The following is a 16,450-nucleotide window of genomic DNA, read 5'->3' on the forward strand; positions in this document are numbered from 1 at the left end:
ACGGGTGGTGCGGGCGGAGACTACTTACCGGCGATCGAGGCCTCGAACTCGGCTCGGATCTCGTCGCCGCCGCCCGAGCGCCACTTCTTCACCTGGTCCTGGAAGGCGGAGATCGGCTTGCGGCCCGCGACGACGTCGAGGACGGTGTCGCTCACCGCGGTGCCGATGGAGGCGCCCTTCTTCGTCGAGGCGTCCGAGAAGTGACCGCTGGTGGGGTTGGCCTTGCCCATCTTGAGGAGCTCTTCCTGCCAGCCGTGGATCTTCGAGGCCACTTCGGACTTGCCGGGCAGGTAGATGTACTCAGGGGTGTTGGCGAGGAAGGCCAGCGGCATGGCGGTGGTCACGGCCTCGGCGTTGCCCTTGGCGGTGAGCTTGATGTCGCCGTTGGAGGTACGGGTGTAGTGCGTGCCCTCGATGCCGTTGTCGAGGAAGAGCCGCTCCTCGGTGCCGAACGGGGCGGCGAGGTAGTCGAGCACGCGCAGCAGCATCTCGACGCGCTTGGCGTCCGCCTTCTTGGAGATGGCGGTGTAACCGACCGAGCCGTAGCCCAAGGTGTACGACGGGGTGGCACCGGCCTTGCCGGCGAACGGCACGATGAGGCCGAACGGGAAGTCGTAGGTCTTGACGTCGGTCAGGAAGCTCGGGAAGGACTGCACATAGGCGCCGAGCGAGCCCTGCGCCACCTTCTCCATGGTGGTGCTGAGGTTCGGGTCCGGCCAGAAGAGACCGGCCTTGCGGACCTTGACCGCGAAGGCCACAGCCTCCAGGTACTCCTCGGTCTCGTACAGGTGGGTGAGCTTGCCGCCCTCCAGCCGCCAGCTGGCGGGCGCGCCGAACCACTGGGCGAACTGGCCGACGTGGTTCACGTACGCCGGCTCCAGGACGTACTTGTTGCGCTTGGCGTCGAGGAGTTCCTTGCCCTTGGCGAGGAAGTCCTCGGCGCTGGTGAACTCGGCGCCGCCGACCGGCTTCCAGAAGTCCTGGTTGACGACGTAGACCTGACCCATGGAACCGTACGCGACGGCCACACCGCGGATCTTGCCGTTGATGACGGCGGTCTTCCACGCGGTGGTGGGCAGGTTGGCCAGGTTCGGGTACTTCTTGACCGCGTCACCTGACAGGTGCGGCGTGAGGTCGTGGAACTTGGCGTCCAGCAGCTCGGGGACGTGCTGGAGGCCCTGGTTCGGCGGGAACCACACCAGGTCGGGGATGTCCCCACTGGCGACGATCGCGTTGAACTTGCCGGGGTAGCCGGCGCCCTCCTCGACCACGATGGTCATGTCGAACTGCGAACCGAGGCGCTTGTTCAGCTCCTGCCAGTAGGCGTTCTTGCCCTGGGCCGGGGCGGGCGTCGTGAAGGTCTCGGTCAGCGCCGTGATGCGGCTGCCGTCACCGGGAGCCTGGGCCACCGACTTGGTGAGCTTCTTCGGGTAGCGCAGGTACGTGGCGTCCAGTCCGGCAGCATTGCCCGCGAGGTCAGCGGGGGCGGTCTGCGCAGGGACGTACGTCGGGAGCTTCAGCTTGGCGGACGCCTTGGCGCCGCCCTTGCTGACGGTGGCGCCACTGCCGCACGCGGTCAGGGACGACAGGCCCGCGACGGTGAGGCCGGCTATCCCCGCCGCGCCCATGAAGCCGCGCCGGGACAGGTGTGTGGACATGGGTGCTCCTTGAAGTGTGTGACGTGCGTGGGGCGATGTCCGCGTGGACGGATCAGCCCTTGATCGCCCCGGTGAGGACGCCCTTGACGAAGAACTTCTGCAGGAAGGGGTAGACGCAGAAGATGGGCACGATCGCGATGATCAGTACGGCCATCTGCAGCGAGGTCGCGGGCGGAATCGCGTGGACTCCCATGGCCTGCGCGTTGATGCTCTGACCGTTGAGGACGTAGGAGCGCAGGATCACCTGGATGGGGAACTTACCCGAGTCGTTGAGGTAGAGCACCGCGTTGAAGAAGCTGTTCCAGTAGCCGACCGCGTAGAAGAGACCGACCACGGCGAGAACCGCCTTGGAGAGCGGAAGGACGATCCGGAACAGGACCGTGACCTCACCCGCGCCGTCGATCCGCGCGGCGTCGTACAGCTCCTCGGGAATGCTCTGGAAGAAGGAGCGGACGACGACGATGTTGAACGCGTTGAGGAGTACGGGAAGGATCAGCGAGGCATAGGTGTCGAGCAGCTTGAACTGCTGGACCGCCAGGTAGGTGGGGATGATGCCGGGGGCGAAGAGGAACGTGCCCAGCACCATCAGCAGGATCGGCTTTCCGAGAACCGTGCCGGGCCGTGAGGTTCCGTACGCGATCATCACCGTGCACGCCAGGCTGAGCGCGGTACCGATCAGCGTGATGAAGATGGAGACCACGGCGGCCTGGGTGACGACACCGCCGGAGAGGATGACCCGGTACGCCTCCAGCGTCGGGTGCTTCGGCAGCAGGACGTAGCCACCGTTGGCGTTGAGCTCCTCGCGGCTCGCCAGGCTGGTGCCGACGGCGAGGACGAACGGGTAGAGCACGATCACGGTCAGGACGATCAGGGCCACGGCCTTCGCGCCCTGCCCGTACCAGTGCGGTCGCTCCATCCAGGGCGGACGGCCGGACGCCGTGCGGCTGCGGGTGGTTCCCCGGGGGCCGAATCGCGCCGTGCGCAGTCGGGTCGCAAGGGGCTGCTGACTCATCGGTACACTCCCTGCTCACCGAAGCGGTGCGCCAGCTTGTTGGCGGCGAGGATGAGGGCGAATCCGATGACGCCCTTCATCAGGCCGGCGGCCGTACTCATCCCCCAGTCACCGTCGATGACCCCGTGGTAATAGACGTAGGTGTCCATGACCTCGGCGGCGTCCTTTCCGACGGCGTCGCGCTGCAGGATGATCTGCTCGAATCCCACCGAGAGGATGTCGCCGAGCCGCAGGATCAGCAGCATGAGGATCACCGGCCGGATACCCGGCAGGGTGATGTGCCAGATCCTGCGGAGCCAGCCGGCGCCGTCCATGGCGGCGGACTCGTACTGGCCCATGTCGATCGAGGCGATCGAGGCCAGGAAGATGATCGTCCCCCAGCCGCAGTCCTTCCAGATGGCCTGGGCGGTGATCAGCAGCTTGAAGGTGCCGGGGTCCGTCATCACGTTGCCGATGTTGACCCCGTGCTCCATCAGGAGCGTGGTGACCGAACCCGCACCGCCGAGCACCTGCTTGAACATCGCGACGACGACCACCCACGACAGGAAGTGCGGGAGGTAGACGATCGTCTGGATGAATCGCTTGATCTTCTCGCTGATCAGCGAGTTGAGCAGCAGCGCCAGGGCGATCGGGGCGGGGAAGTAGAGGAGCAGCTGGATCGCGGTGATCTGGAGCGTGTTGGAGACCGCGCTCCAGAACTCCGGCTCGGCGAGCAGCGCCGTGAAGTTGGCCAGACCGACGAACGGGCTCTGCTTGAAGCCCAGGAACGGCTGGTAGTCCTGGAAGGCGATGACGTTGCCCGCGAGCGGCAGATAGAAGAAGAGTACGAAGTACAGGACGCCCGGCAGGCAGAACAGCAGGAGCGCCTTGTCCCGCTTCAGTCGGTACCGCAGCGGCTGCCGTATTCGGCCTTGGGCTCGCTTCTTCCCGGCGGGTGAGTCCGCGTCATCGGGGTCACGGGGCTGCGGCACCGGCGACCGCACGGATGAGACCGGCGCATCTGCCATCGTCACAGGCACCTCCAGGGCTGATGGAGCAAGGGGGAGTGTCCCGCGATCACGGCTGCGGCACGCACCGGTGACGGTGCGGCCGCTGCTCCCTCGCGGCGACAGCCACATAGTTCACGACGGTGCACCTCGATGGCAAGAGTTGTTCATTCCACCCAGGTAACGAACATCTATAGACATGGAAAAAGTCTGAAGAAGGTCCCTTTTAACCCTGTTGTGACCCCGGGTCGGGCGCAGACGGGGCATCGAAGCACCTTTGACGAGATCGCCGAACCTCTTGCCAGTGGGGTCAAAGCGGGTCCAAGATGCGACCTCGTGCTCGATCTTGCGCTGATGAGCACATCTCCCAACATTCTCAAGCAGAGACGGGTAAGCCCGTATGAGCTCTCGCACGTCCAGGTCCGGCTTCGGCCGGCTCGGTCACATCGCCGGAAGTGCCGTCGCGGCACTGGCACTTGTAGCCGGCATCGCCATGTCCACGGCAGGCACGGCGAACGCCAATGAGGACGGCTGGGGGGACACCCCTGGCACGTACACGCACTACGCCTTCCCCGCCGGGACGCCGGACCTGTCGTCCGTGACCTGGAGCACCACGGTCACCGCCGACCCCGGCTTCACCTCGCACACCTTCTGGTCGCATCAGTTCGGCTTCAACCAGGGGAACGGCGGCTACATCGGCATGCAGGACAACGGGGGCGAGGACCAGTTGTTCCTCTTCTCCGTCTGGGACGTGAACCAGGCCAAGCCCGGCAGCAAGGGCAGCTGGTGCCAGGACTTCGGCGGCGAGGGCACCGGCTACAGCTGCCGGATGAATGTCCCGTGGAAGGCCGGTCACACCTACACGTTCAACGTGGCTTCGGAGGGCGGCGGCTGGTTCGGCGCCACCGTCGAGGACACCACCGCCCACACCTCGTTCAAGCTGGGCAGCATCCTGACGCCGGCGACCGGAATCAAGACGGCCGGCATGGTCGACTGGGTCGAGTACTACGAGTGGAGCATGACCCGCTCCACCTGTGTGCAGCAGCCCTACAGCGCCGCCACGTTCGGTCTGCCCAAGGCCACGACCCTGAACAACACCCAGGTCACCGCCACCGCCACCCGGCCCGAGAACAACGGTGACTGCGCCAACGTCACCAGCACGATCGGCCCCGACGGCGGCGAGCAGGTCCTGGGCATCGGCAACTCCACCCGGGACGCCGTGACCGACCGGGCGGGCAACTGCCTGGACGTGGACGGCGTGGACTACGCCCAGCTCGAATGGGCCGAGGACGCCGATCTGGCCGCCGCCGAGAACCGGGCCGCCGTCGTCGAGACCTGCCACCGCCGCACCGACCAGGGCTGGGTGCACGGCGCCGACCGGACGCTGCGCCTGGTGAACAACTTCTGCCTGACCGCCGCGCCCGAGACGGCCGGGAACGACAAGAAGGTCCCGGTCACGATCACGACGTGTGCGGGCACACCCGGACCGCTGACGACCTGGACGTACGGCGCACACGGCTCGATCGTGAACGACGCGACCGGCCAGTGCCTGTACGCTCCCGGCGGCAACGAGACCGGGCACCGCGTGGAACTGCGCGACTGCACCGGCAGGGCCGACCAGCAGTGGACCGCGCCCCGCGCCTGACAACGCGGGACGGTGTCACCGCCGGACGGGCCGGCGTCACTCTCACACAGCGATGACGGTGACGCCGGCCTCGGTGAAACGGGCCTTCGCGTCCTGGGTGATGCCGGTGTCGGTGACGAGGAAGTCGACCTGGCTGAGATCGCAGACCCGGGCGAAGGCCCGCTTGCCGATCTTCGAGGAGTCGGCGGCCACAACGACCCGCTGCGCCTGCTGGGCGAGCAGCCGGTTGATGCTGGCCTCGCCCTCGTGGTGGACGTACGCCCCACGCTCGGTGTCGATCGCGTTGACGCCCAGCACGGCGACATCCAGCGTTATCTCGCCGAGTACGCCACTGGCCAGCGGCCCCGTGAGCTCGTACGACTGCGGCCGGGCCACCCCACCGGTCACCACGATCTTGATCTGCGGCCGTATCACCAGTTCGTTGGCGATGTTGAGGGCATTGGTCACCACCGTCAGGGTCGGCTGCCCCCCGGCCCCGGGGCCGGTGTCACCGACGAGGTCGGAGCGCACGGCCAGCGAGCGGGCGACCTCGGTGATCGTGGTGCCGCCGGTCAGCCCCACCACCTCGCCCACCGCCACGAGTCCGGACACGGCGCGGCCGATGGCCTGCTTCTCCGGGGCGTTGCGTCCCGTCTTGTAGCGCAACGCCAGTTCGTACGAGACTCCGTGCGCGACGGCGCCGCCGCGGGTTCGGGTGAGCAGTTGCTGCTCGGCGAGCTGGTCCAGGTCACGGCGGATGGTCGCGGCCGAGACGTCCAGCGTCGTCGCGGCGTCCTCGACCTCCACCCGGCCATGTTTGCCGACCAGCTCAAGCAGCGCGTCCCACCGGGCATCCCTGGACAAGTGAACTCTCCTTACGGGCCCGGGATTCGAGCACCCATCCCCTTGGGCAGTGTCACCGGACAAGCGCAAGGGTCGCACAAGGCGCCGATCAGTCAAGCCCCATGCAAGCAGAATGCTTGATAATGATTGTAGAACGTGTATAACGTGCGTGAACGAGCATTCACACACTCACATGGAGCGCAAAAGTGTCGTTTGTCGAGATTGAGACAGCCAGCCAGCCGGAGTGCTGGCGTCGCGCCGCGGACCTGGCTCAGAGCCAGTCGGCCGCCCTGCCCGCCACGGGCGAGCGCATCGCCGTCGTCGGCTGCGGCACCTCGTTCTACATGGCCCAGGCGTACGCCGCGCTCCGCGAGGAATCCGGACAGGGCGAGTCCGACGCGTTCGCCGCATCGGAGTTCCCCTTCGGCCGCAGCTACGACCGGGTCGTGGCGCTCACCCGCTCGGGCACCACGACCGAGGTGCTGGAGCTGCTCGACCGGCTCCGTGGCGTCACCCGTACCGTCGCGATCACGGCCGACCCGAACACTCCGGTGATGACATCCGCCGACGATGTCGTCGTCCTCGACTTCGCCGACGAGCAGTCCGTGGTGCAGACCCGGTTCGCCACCACGCTGCTCACGCTGCTCCGTGCCCACCTCGGCCTGCACACCGACGCCGTGGTCCGTGACGCGGAGACCGCACTGGCCGAGCCGCTGCCCGAAGGGCTGCTGGAGTGCGCCCAGTTCACCTTCCTCGGCCGGGGCTGGACGGTCGGTCTCGCCAACGAGGCCGCGCTCAAGATGAAGGAGGCGTCGCTCTCCTGGACCGAGTCCTACCCGGCGATGGAGTACCGCCACGGTCCGATCAGCATCGCCACCACCGGCACCGCCACCTGGGTGTTCGGTCCCGCACCCGAGGGTCTTGAGGAGCAGGTCGCGTCGACCGGCGCCCGCTGGGTGGCGAGCGGCCTGGACCCGCTGGCCGAACTGGTCCGCGTACAGCGTCTGGCGATCGCCCGCGCCGAGGCCGCCGGCATCGACCCGGACAGCCCCCGCCACCTGACCCGTTCGGTTGTCCTCGCCGACGCCTGACCGGCCGATGGGCATCCTCGAACACGCGCTCACCGTTCCGCACAGCGGTGTGCGCGGGGGCGCGTGAGAGGGGTTCACAACTGCTGGGCAGACGCATCGTTGTGGCGAACATGGACACGATGGGGTGAACGGTGTGACGAGCTGCGGGTATGCCCGGCAGGGTGTGCGTGGCGTTCCCGGTGCGGTCCGGGACGCCGGGTGTGGCGTCAGCGGTCGGGGCCCCCGTGTCACCGGAGAGAGGGTTCGGGGCCTCCCCGTCGCCTCCGGCCACACCCATATGGCCAGGTCGTAGGGATTCCGCCCGCCCGGGAGGGACCGCATACGGGATATGCGTCGCCGACCGGGACGCGAAAGCGGAGAACCAGTGCGCCCAGGACCGTTCGGGGCGTACCGGTGAGCCGGGACTCACTCCTGCCCACCGCCCAGGAACGGTTCCTCGCCACGCCTGCACGGGGCAGCGATACCGGCGTCCTCGTCCTTGCCGGGTCAGGTGGACGGATCGAGGACGAGCGATGCCGGATCCCGGCGCGGGAGGGCCTGACCGCCCTGTCGGTCCGCTGGTTCGGCGGCGCCGGGCAGCCACCGGGGATCTGCGAGGTCCCGCTGGAGACGTTCGTGTCCGCGACCGAGCTGCTCCGGTCGCGCGGGGCGCGACGCATCGCCGACGCGGACGCGGCCGAGCCCGCTGCCGCACGAACGGATGGCCCGGCTCGGCACCGGCTGGTAGGGACGCATCGCGAGTGAGGGACCCGGCCGCGGAGGCCGGTCCCTCACCCGTGTTTCAGCGCTCGGGGCGTGTCGCCCGTGACGACGGGGCGACTCAGGTCCACGTCTCGGTGACGTCGCACCGGATCCGGAGGCAGTCCGCCCATGATCCGGTCGTGCCTTTGGCCGCCCTCCGTCACCGCCCAGGGCTACTCCTCGAAGTAGGCGTCGAGCACCACGTCGAGTTCTTCCGCCCACGTCTTGAGACTGCTCCTGGCGGCCGCCTCGACCTCGGCGTTGAACCAGCGACGGGACGACATGTGGACGGTGACGGTGAACCGGCGCCCGAACCGGGGGACCTTCACCTCGACCGCACCGACCTCGTCCCAGTGGAACTCGGCCTCCTGGTCGTCCAGCCGGAACCGGATGCCGTCACGGTCCGCGGTGATCGAACCCCGCCGGTCGCTGACCTCGAATACGGGCCCGTTCTCGCCCTTCTCGTCCTTCTCGTGTTCCTCCTGCTCCCCGTCCTTTGGGTCCTCCGAGCCGGAATTGGCGGCGGTGCCCCCGGGGGCACCCTCCGCAAGGGCGTCGTCAGGGGCGGCACCCTCGGGCGCCGGCTCCTCGGTCTTCTCCTGGTCCGCCTCGGGTGTTCCGACGGTGAGGGGGGCCGTGAGACCAGGTATGTACGCCGGGTCTGTCCCTGCGGCGTACGCGGGCTGAGTGTTCGGATCTATGCGCTGCTCCACGGCGGGCAGTATGGCCGACGAACCTGTACGAGACCAGTAAGGGCCGGCCGAGCCGTGAACCCACCCGAGAACGTACCGAGGTGGCGGAGCAGGAACCGGCGTCCGCGGGACCTCCGCGGCGACCGCGGCCAGGAGCCCCGGGTGATCGGTACGACCGACGCCCCGGAAGGGGGATGCCCTTGCGGGCTGTTCCGCAACCCGCAGGCCGGCGGCCGGGATGGCGACAAGCTTCCGCCTCATGGGGACCTTCGGAGACCACCGCCGGGAACAGGCCCGGCCACGGCCCGTCACTGTCCGCGTTTCTCCTGCCTGCGAACCCTGCTCCTGTCCTGCCTCCGACGCAGTAGCCGGGCGAGTGTCCGATTCTTCCCTCACTCTGGAAAGGAGGAGGGGTGAGGCGACAGAGGGAGTGGTGGGATGCGGATCGTTGTGGACCTCACGCGCTGCCAGGGCTATGCGCAGTGCGTGTTCCTGGCACCAGAGGTGTTCCGACTGCACGGGGAGGAGGCGCTGCTGTACACGCCAACGGTCCCCGAGGATCAACTGGAGCGCGTGCGCCAGGCCGCGGCGGCGTGCCCGGTCCAGGCCATCCTCGTCGGTGAGGAGGTGAGCGCGGGTGACCGGTGACCTGCGGGAGGGCCGGATCGTCATCGTCGGCGCGTCTCTGGCCGGGTTGAGGGCCGCCGAGACGCTGCGCGAGGAGGGCTTCACCGGCTCACTGACCGTGGTGGGGGATGAGGCCTGCCCGCCCTACGACAGACCGCCGCTGTCCAAGCAAGTGCTGCTCGGCCAGGTGGCGGCGGACACCACCGGGCTGCCGATGCGCCGGGATCCGGACGCCGAGTGGCGGCTGGGGGTGCGAGCCACCGGTCTGGACCCCATGGGGAAGCGGGTGCTGCTGGCCGACGGGGACGCACTGCCGTACGACCGGCTGCTGATCACCACCGGGACCCGGGCGCGGCCCTGGCCCAACCCGGAGGAGGCCGCCCTGGACGGGGTCTTCACTCTGCGCACCTGCGATGACGCCGGGGGGCTGGCCGAGCGACTGGCCGCCGGGCCGCGGCGGGTGCTGGTGATCGGCGGGGGCTTCACCGGCTCGGAGATCGCCTCGGCCTGCCGGGAACGGGGATTGGAGGTGACGGTCGCCGAACGTGGCCCTGGCCCCCTGGTGGGCGCGCTCGGCGGGACGCTGTCGAAACTTGCCGCCGCGATGCAGCGCAACCACGGGGTGGACCTGCGGTGCGGGGTGACGGTCTCCGCCCTGCGCGGCGACCGCAGCAGCCGGTTCATCGGTGCGGACCTGTCCGACGGCAGCCGCGTCGAGGCGGACGTGTGTGTCGTGGCGTTGGGGGCGGTCCGAAACGTCGAGTGGCTGGCGGCCTCCGGCCTTGCGGCGGGCCCGCGCGGGGTCGCCTGCGACGCAGGGTGCCGGGCCTTCAACATGTACGGGATCGTCACCGACGACGTCTTCGCGGCCGGTGACGTCTCCCGCTTCCCGCACCCCTTGTTCGAGTACCAGATGCTCTCCTTGGAGCACTGGGGCAACGCGGTCACGCAGGCCGAGGTGGCGGCCCACAACATGGTGAATCCGGGGCCGTTGAGGCGTCCCCACCTTGCGGTGCCGGCGTTCTGGTCGACCCAGTTCGGGCTCAACATCAAGTCTGTGGGCGTCCCCGCCTTCTCCGATCAGGTGGTCATCGCGCAGGGCTCGCTGGAGGCGCGCCGTCTGGCGATGGTGTACGGCTACCGGGGGCGGGTCACCGCCGCGGTCACCGTCAACATGGCCAAGTCGCTCGAGTACTACCAGCACCTGATCGAGACCGCCGCTCCGTTCCCGCCCGCCCCCGGCGCGGCCGACCGTGCGATCGCGGCCGAAATCCCGGTTCCCTCCGATGTGCCGGATCCGAAGGGGCTCTCCCACGGCCCCACCGTCGCGCTCACCGGCTACCTGCCGGACCGCCGGCTGACCGTGGTGCAGCCCAAAGGCTGACCCTTCCGCCCGTCCCCGAGGAGCCACATCATGACCGCGGACACCCTGCTGGAACGGATCACCGACTACGCCAACCGCCCCGACCCCTACCCGCTGTACGCGGAACTCCGCGAAGCGGGGCCCGTGGTGCGGCAGGCAGACGGCAGCTACCTGGTCGGCACCTACCACGAGATCACCGCTCTGCTCCACGACCCGCGGATCAGCACCGATCCCCGCAACCGTCCGGCCCCGCCCAGCGGTCCGTCCGAGAAAGTGCCGCAGCCACCCTTCCTGCGACTCGACGACCCCGAGCACCACAGGCTGCGCACCCTGGCCATGCGGCCGTTCGGCCCACCGCACAGCCCCGGCCGGATCGACGCCATGCGCGGCCAGATCGCCGACATCACCAAGGAACTGCTCGAGGCGCTCCGGGACCGCAAGCACATCGACATCGTCGACGACTTCGCCTACCCGCTGCCCGTCACGGTCATCTGCCGACTGCTCGGTGTTCCACGCGAGGACGAACCGCTGTTCCGGCAATGGTCCGACGTGCTCGTCGCGACTGCCGACGTCAAGCCCGAAAAGGACACCACCGAGCAAGACCGGGCGGGCCACCAGGCGCGGGCCGAGATGGGCCAGTACCTGGTGGACCTCGCCGAACAGCGCCGCGGCCGTCCGAGCGACGACATGCTGTCCGCGTTCATCAACGAACCCGACCCGGCCATGCGGCTCACCCGCGAGGAACTCGCGGGCACCGCAATCCTGTTGCTCATCGCCGGACACGAGACCACGGTCAACCTGATCACCAACGGGGTCCTCACCCTGCTGCGCCACCCCGACCAGCTCGACCGGCTGCGTCGCGACCCCGACCTGCTGCCCGGCGCGGTGGAGGAACTGCTGCGCTACGAGCCCCCGGTCCACATGCGGGAACGTATCCCCCTCGCCGACATCGACGTCGCCGGCGCCTCCATCCCCAAAGGCAGCCTCGTCGTGCTCGCGCTGGCCTCGGGCAACCGCGACCCCAAGCGGTTTCACGAGCCCGATCGGTTCGACCCCGGCCGCACGGACAACGAGCACTTCGGCTTCGGCGGCGGTATCCACCTCTGCTACGGCGCACCGCTCGCCCGCATCGAAGCCCAGACCGCACTCGACGCGCTGATCCCCCACCTCAACGCCGCGACCCTGGTCCAAGACCCGCCCCCCTACCGGCAGAGCGCCATGCTCCGCGGACCCCGCCATCTCCTCCTGGACGTCCAACAGCCCACCTGACTCCGGCCCCCGGGCCGGCGACGAGATCGCCGAGGCAAGGCCGACGAGGCCGCGGCCCTGTTGCACGACCTGCTCGGCGGTCTCCATCCCGACCGCCGGAGACCCCCTGGAGCTGACGGTCCGGACCGTGGCCCCGCTCCTGGGGCCTGTCGTCACACTGCCGTCCACCGCGCGACGACGGCAGTTCGACCGACAGGACCAGTGCCGCGTCAGGCAACGTTCGCCCGGTATTCGATGTGGGATAGCGTCCTCGGCCATGGGCGAGTTGATAATGATCAGGCACGGTGAGACCGAATGGAGCCGGACGGGCCAGCACGGCGGCCGCACCGATCTCGCGCTGACGGATGCGGGCGTGGCCGCGGCCAAGGCGCTCGCCCCGAAACTGGCCGGCCGCGCCCTGGTCGCCATATTCAGCAGTCCACTGAGCCGCGCGCTGCGGACTGCCGAGTTTGCGGGCCTGTCCGGCGTCACGCCCGACGCGGACCTGGTCGAGTGGGACTACGGCGGCTATGAGGGCCTGACTGCGGCGCAGATCCAGCAGATGCGGCCGGGCTGGGATCTGTGGCGCGACGGCGTCGTCCCCGGCGACGCCGACCATCCGGGCGAACAGCTCCATCAGGTGGCCGCGCGCACGGACGCGGTGCTGGAGCGGGTGCGGCCGCTGCTGAACGATGGTGACGTCGCGATCGTGGCCCACGGTCACCTGCAGCGTGTTCTCACCTCGCGCTGGCTCGGCCTGGACCCGTCGGCCAGCCGACTGTTCGGCCACCCGCGTCCAGGCACCATCAGCATCCTGGGCCTGGAGCACGAGCAGCCGGTCGTGCTCGCCTGGAGCCTGCCGTAGCGGCTGGCTCGTCAGGCGACATTCGCTCTGGCGACGACCTTGCGCAGCCTCGGGTCGGTGACGTGCCCGTTGCGCCAGGCGATGTAGCGGCGGATCATGCTGGCTTGCACTGGATGGTCCGCAGCAACCTGCGACCTTCGTCAACGTCGATCTCCCGTACCTGCACCCGCTCGGCCATGCCGGCCAGTCCGGACCGGCCGCGCCGACCGGGAGCGGAACTCGGTCGGCGCGACACGAACTACGGGGTGAACGTTGCCTGACGCGGCACTAGCCTGCCGGCTCCGCGACGCGGGCGAGGAGTTCGTCGCGGCCGATCGGATCGGTTCGCGTCGACTCCACCGTGCAGGCGTGGGCTCCGGCCACCGCACCGTAGAGACCGCACCGCTGCGGCGGTTCGCCGGCCAGCCAGCCGAGGAGGAAGCCGGACACGAAGGCGTCACCGGCGCCGTTGGAGTCCACGACCGGCCCGGGGGGCGTGACGGCCGGAATCCGGGTCACCTCGCCGTCGGCCAGCAGATAGGCACCTTCGGCTCCGGCCGTGGCAACGACCACCCGGGCACGTCCCCGCTCGGCGACCCGTCGCATGGTCCGCTCCGGGTCGGCCAGGGCGACGGCAGAGACGAAGACGAGGTCCGCCTCGTGGGCGAACGACTCGTGGTAGGGGTTGACGCCGTCCCAGTTGTGCAGGTCGGTCGAGATCGTCACTCCGGCCTCCCGCAGCGCGGGAAGGGCGAAGGCGCACGGGTAGGAGATCGAGACATGAGCATGACGGCTCGCCGCGGCCAGGGACCGGACCGTCGCCTCCGGCAGCCGGTCCCCCTCCTGCGACCGGCTGTCGTCGTACAGGGACAGCCGCCGCCCGTCGGGACCGACGAGATTGACGGCGCGTTTGGTACCGCCGGGCAGCGGGACCTCGGTGAGTGCGATGCCCCGCTCGCGGTGCAGCGCCCGGACCAGGTCACCTGCGTGGTCGTCGCCGATCATGTCGAGATGATGCGTGCGCAGTCCCAGGGCGCTCACCCCCAGCGCGACGAAGTCCCCGGTCTGCCCCGCCCGCGTCTCGATCCCGGGGCGGATCATGTAGCTGTCGGCGTACGGGAGGGGCAGCTCCGGGACGTACACGATCGTGTCGACGCCCGCGCCTCCCAGGACAAGGACGTCGGTCTCGGCGCTCATGGGTGTTCCTCTCCGGCCGACCGGCAACTGTGGCTGTCGGCAGGCGAGTCAAGCAGGGCAGCCCGTACGACCGCAAGATGTTGCAGAATCTTCCCGCAAACCTTTGCCACTCGTCTGCGGACCCGGCCGGCCGCTGGAATCCGCCGAGCAGAAAGGCGAACGGCGTGACGTCGAGCGTGCGGCCTTCGTCAGCCGGTCGACCGTGCTCGCGGCAACGGGAGTTTCATGGGTGGCCCCTCGGAAACCCTGGGTGACGGGGTCCGGCCGGTCGGTCGGCAGCTCGGCGGGGGAGCACGCCGACGCGCGCCCTTGGCTGTATCCGGGCTATACACCACCGCCCCGGCTGCCCGCGGGTACCGCGGCCGACATGGGCCGTTCGCTCGCCGCCGGCGGTCCGGTGTCCGTGCCGACGGGGCGGCCCGGCCACCAGAAGGTGCGGCCGACATCCAGGGCCAGGGCCGGGACGAGAACGGACCGTACGAGGAAGGTGTCGATCAGGACACCGATGGCCACGACGATGCCGATCTCGATGAACGCCACCTGCGGGGCCGTGGTGAGCGCGGCGAACGTCGCCGCCAGCACCGCGCCGGCGCTGGTGATGACGCCGCCGGTGGAGGTGAGGCCGCTCAGTACGCCGGCGCGGTGGCCGCGGTGGCCGACCTCCTCGCGGATCCGGTGGATGAGGAAGATGTTGTAGTCGACGCCGAGTGCCACCAGGAACAGGAAGCCGATCAGCATGACCTGGATGTCCACCGCCGGGAATCCCAGGACGTGCTGGAACAGCTGCCGGCTGACGCCGAGAGCGGCGAAGTAGGACAGCACCACGGTCGCCATCAGCAGCAGGGGCGCGACCAGGGCCCGGAGCAGGACGATCAGGATGAGGAAGACCACGGCGAGCACCAACGGGATCACCACCTTGCGGTCGTGGGCCTGCGCCTCGGTCTTCTCCTGTGCCATCGCGGTGGGGCCGCCGACCTGGGCGTCGGCGTCGGGCATGGCGTGCACCGTGGCGCGGATGCGGTCGACCGTACGGGCAGCCGCCGCGCTGTCCGGGCTGTCCTTCAGTACGGCCCGGGTGCTGGCGAGAGTGCCGTCCGTGGACTTCTCCGGTGAGGCAACCTCGGCAACCCCGTCGATGCCCTGCAGCGCCGCGGCGACCGCGGGAGCGGCCTCGGCCTTGCTGATCACCTCAGCGGGCCTGCTCTGGCCGGCCGGGTAGTGGTCGGCGAGGAGTTCCTGCCCGGCGATCGAGCCGGGCTTGCCGACGATGAGGTGGTCGTCGTCGAGACCGGTCTTCAGGCCGAGCGAGCCGAAGGCCAGCACGGTGAGGACCAGGGCGGAGCCGATCCACACCAGGCGCGGACGGCGGGAGATGCTGCCGCCGATGCGGTCCCACAGGCGGTGGTTGGCGTTCTTCACGGCCACTCCGGCGCGCGGCACATGGGGCCAGAACACCCAACGTCCGAGGATCACCAGAACAGCCGGGAAGAGCGTGGTCATCGCGGCGAGACCGCAGATGACGGCGGTGGCCCCGGCAGGACCGAGCGTGTAGTTGAAGCCGACGTCCGCCTGCGTCAGGCAGAGCAGCCCGATGCTGACGGTCGCCGCGGACGCGGCGATGGCGGGGACTGCCCTGCGGACCGCGGTCTGCATGGCCTCGTGCCGGTCCTCATGGACCCGCAGTTCCTCGCGGTAGCGGGCCAGCAGCAGCATCGCGTAGTCGGTGCCGACACCGAACAGCAGTGCCGTCACGACGATCTCGTTGCCACCGCCGACCGTGAGCCCGAATCCCTTGGCGAGGAGGTACGAGACGGCCTGTGTGGTGAGGAACGCGACGCCGACGGTGAGCAGGGGCAACAACCACAGGATGGCGCTGCGGTACGTGATCAGGAGCAGGGCGGCGACGACGAGGACCGTGATGAGGGTCAGCGCACGACCGGTCGACTCCCGGGCGTCGGCGGCGTCCAGCGAGTTGCCCGCCGGGCCGGTGAGTTTCGCTTCGAGGCCGTCCGGCCGGCCGGCGGTGGCCCGGTTCCGTACCTTCTCCGCGTTGTCCGCGAGTACGGTGCTGTCCTCCTTGTCGAGGGGCACGAACGCGGTCAGTGCCTTGCCGTCGTCGGACGGCCCGGCCGACCCGACCTCACCGGCCGCGAAGGTCGCGAACTCCTTGATGTCGGAGGCGACCTTGGCCTTGTCCTCGGCGGTCAGCCCGCTGTTCCGTACGTAGACGACGATGCCGAGGGAGATCTTGCCGTCGGCGAACCGGTCGGCGAGCCCGGCGACATCGGTGGACTCGGCACCGCGGGGCAGCTCGATGGTCAGCTCGTCCTTCGCGATCTCCGAGAGCTGTCCGGCGAGTGGCACGGACGCGGCGACGATGATCAGCCAGGTGATCATCGTCAGCCACTTGCCCTTCCTTCCTCCCGGTATCTTCAGGAGCCGGTCGGCCCAGCGGTGCGGTCGTGACATGAGGACTCCTCGTCCAGGGTGTGGAACGTGCGGGGCAAGGGCGGGTGGTGCGCAG

At 69.3% G+C, this 16,450-nt stretch carries 14 protein-coding genes; 7 read left to right on the forward strand and 7 right to left on the reverse strand.

Annotation, left to right across the window (positions count from 1 at the left end):
* Nucleotides 1–20: 20 nt before the first annotated feature.
* The 3 genes from AB0I23_RS26640 to AB0I23_RS26650 are packed head-to-tail and all read right to left on the reverse strand — an operon-like array spanning nt 21 to nt 3,677.
* Nucleotides 21–1,658, reverse strand: a complete 1,638-nt coding sequence (locus AB0I23_RS26640) for a hypothetical protein (RefSeq protein WP_359112942.1) — start codon at nt 1,656–1,658, stop codon at nt 21–23.
* A 52-nt stretch (nt 1,659–1,710) separates the two neighbouring features.
* Nucleotides 1,711–2,670, reverse strand: a complete 960-nt coding sequence (locus tag AB0I23_RS26645) for a carbohydrate ABC transporter permease (protein WP_359112943.1) — start codon at nt 2,668–2,670, stop codon at nt 1,711–1,713.
* Nucleotides 2,667–3,677: an ABC transporter permease gene (locus AB0I23_RS26650; RefSeq protein ID WP_359112945.1), complete on the reverse strand. Its 1,011-nt coding sequence runs from the start codon at nt 3,675–3,677 to the stop codon at nt 2,667–2,669. Before AB0I23_RS26650 ends, AB0I23_RS26645 begins: the two co-directional genes overlap by 4 nt.
* A gap of 379 nt (nt 3,678–4,056) precedes the next feature.
* Here AB0I23_RS26650 and AB0I23_RS26655 point away from each other — a divergent pair, with 379 nt between their 5' ends.
* Entirely contained in the window at nt 4,057–5,301 is a 1,245-nt protein-coding gene (locus AB0I23_RS26655) for a DUF3472 domain-containing protein (protein ID WP_359112946.1), read from the forward strand.
* Nucleotides 5,302–5,343: 42 nt separating this feature from the next.
* On the opposite strand, the gene AB0I23_RS26660 is transcribed toward AB0I23_RS26655, so the two are convergent.
* On the reverse strand, nt 5,344–6,144 hold the full coding sequence (locus AB0I23_RS26660; RefSeq protein WP_359112948.1) for a DeoR/GlpR family DNA-binding transcription regulator: 801 nt from the start codon (nt 6,142–6,144) through the stop codon (nt 5,344–5,346).
* Between the two features lie 185 nt (nt 6,145–6,329).
* Here AB0I23_RS26660 and AB0I23_RS26665 point away from each other — a divergent pair, with 185 nt between their 5' ends.
* Complete coding sequence (locus AB0I23_RS26665; protein ID WP_359112949.1) at nt 6,330–7,214, forward strand: SIS domain-containing protein; 885 nt, start codon at nt 6,330–6,332, stop codon at nt 7,212–7,214.
* 393 nt (nt 7,215–7,607) lie between these two features.
* Entirely contained in the window at nt 7,608–7,958 is a 351-nt protein-coding gene (locus tag AB0I23_RS26670; RefSeq protein ID WP_359112950.1) for a hypothetical protein, read from the forward strand.
* A gap of 170 nt (nt 7,959–8,128) precedes the next feature.
* Here AB0I23_RS26670 and AB0I23_RS26675 read toward each other — a convergent pair whose 3' ends face one another.
* Complete coding sequence (locus AB0I23_RS26675; protein ID WP_359112952.1) at nt 8,129–8,668, reverse strand: hypothetical protein; 540 nt, start codon at nt 8,666–8,668, stop codon at nt 8,129–8,131.
* A 417-nt stretch (nt 8,669–9,085) separates the two neighbouring features.
* Here AB0I23_RS26675 and AB0I23_RS26680 point away from each other — a divergent pair, with 417 nt between their 5' ends.
* From AB0I23_RS26680 to AB0I23_RS26695, 4 genes are all read left to right on the forward strand, one after another.
* The gene (locus tag AB0I23_RS26680) at nt 9,086–9,295 is read left to right on the forward strand and encodes a ferredoxin (RefSeq protein WP_359112954.1); all 210 of its coding nucleotides are present in this window, start codon (nt 9,086–9,088) and stop codon (nt 9,293–9,295) included.
* Nucleotides 9,285–10,658 (forward strand): NAD(P)/FAD-dependent oxidoreductase, encoded by a 1,374-nt coding sequence (locus AB0I23_RS26685; RefSeq protein WP_359112956.1) that lies wholly within the window; start codon nt 9,285–9,287, stop codon nt 10,656–10,658. The genes AB0I23_RS26680 and AB0I23_RS26685 overlap by 11 nt, the downstream gene beginning before the upstream one ends.
* A gap of 30 nt (nt 10,659–10,688) precedes the next feature.
* The gene (locus tag AB0I23_RS26690; protein ID WP_359112958.1) at nt 10,689–11,906 is read left to right on the forward strand and encodes a cytochrome P450; all 1,218 of its coding nucleotides are present in this window, start codon (nt 10,689–10,691) and stop codon (nt 11,904–11,906) included.
* Between the two features lie 256 nt (nt 11,907–12,162).
* On the forward strand, nt 12,163–12,750 hold the full coding sequence (locus AB0I23_RS26695; RefSeq protein ID WP_359112959.1) for a histidine phosphatase family protein: 588 nt from the start codon (nt 12,163–12,165) through the stop codon (nt 12,748–12,750).
* Between the two features lie 267 nt (nt 12,751–13,017).
* Here AB0I23_RS26695 and AB0I23_RS26705 read toward each other — a convergent pair whose 3' ends face one another.
* Nucleotides 13,018–13,926: an adenosine kinase gene (locus tag AB0I23_RS26705; RefSeq protein WP_359112961.1), complete on the reverse strand. Its 909-nt coding sequence runs from the start codon at nt 13,924–13,926 to the stop codon at nt 13,018–13,020.
* Between the two features lie 324 nt (nt 13,927–14,250).
* The gene (locus tag AB0I23_RS26710) at nt 14,251–16,395 is read right to left on the reverse strand and encodes an MMPL family transporter (RefSeq protein WP_359112963.1); all 2,145 of its coding nucleotides are present in this window, start codon (nt 16,393–16,395) and stop codon (nt 14,251–14,253) included.
* Between the last annotated feature and the right edge of the window lie 55 nt (nt 16,396–16,450).

The sequence above is a fragment of the Streptomyces atratus genome, assembly GCF_040655115.1.
Classification (GTDB): domain Bacteria; phylum Actinomycetota; class Actinomycetes; order Streptomycetales; family Streptomycetaceae; genus Streptomyces; species Streptomyces atratus_D.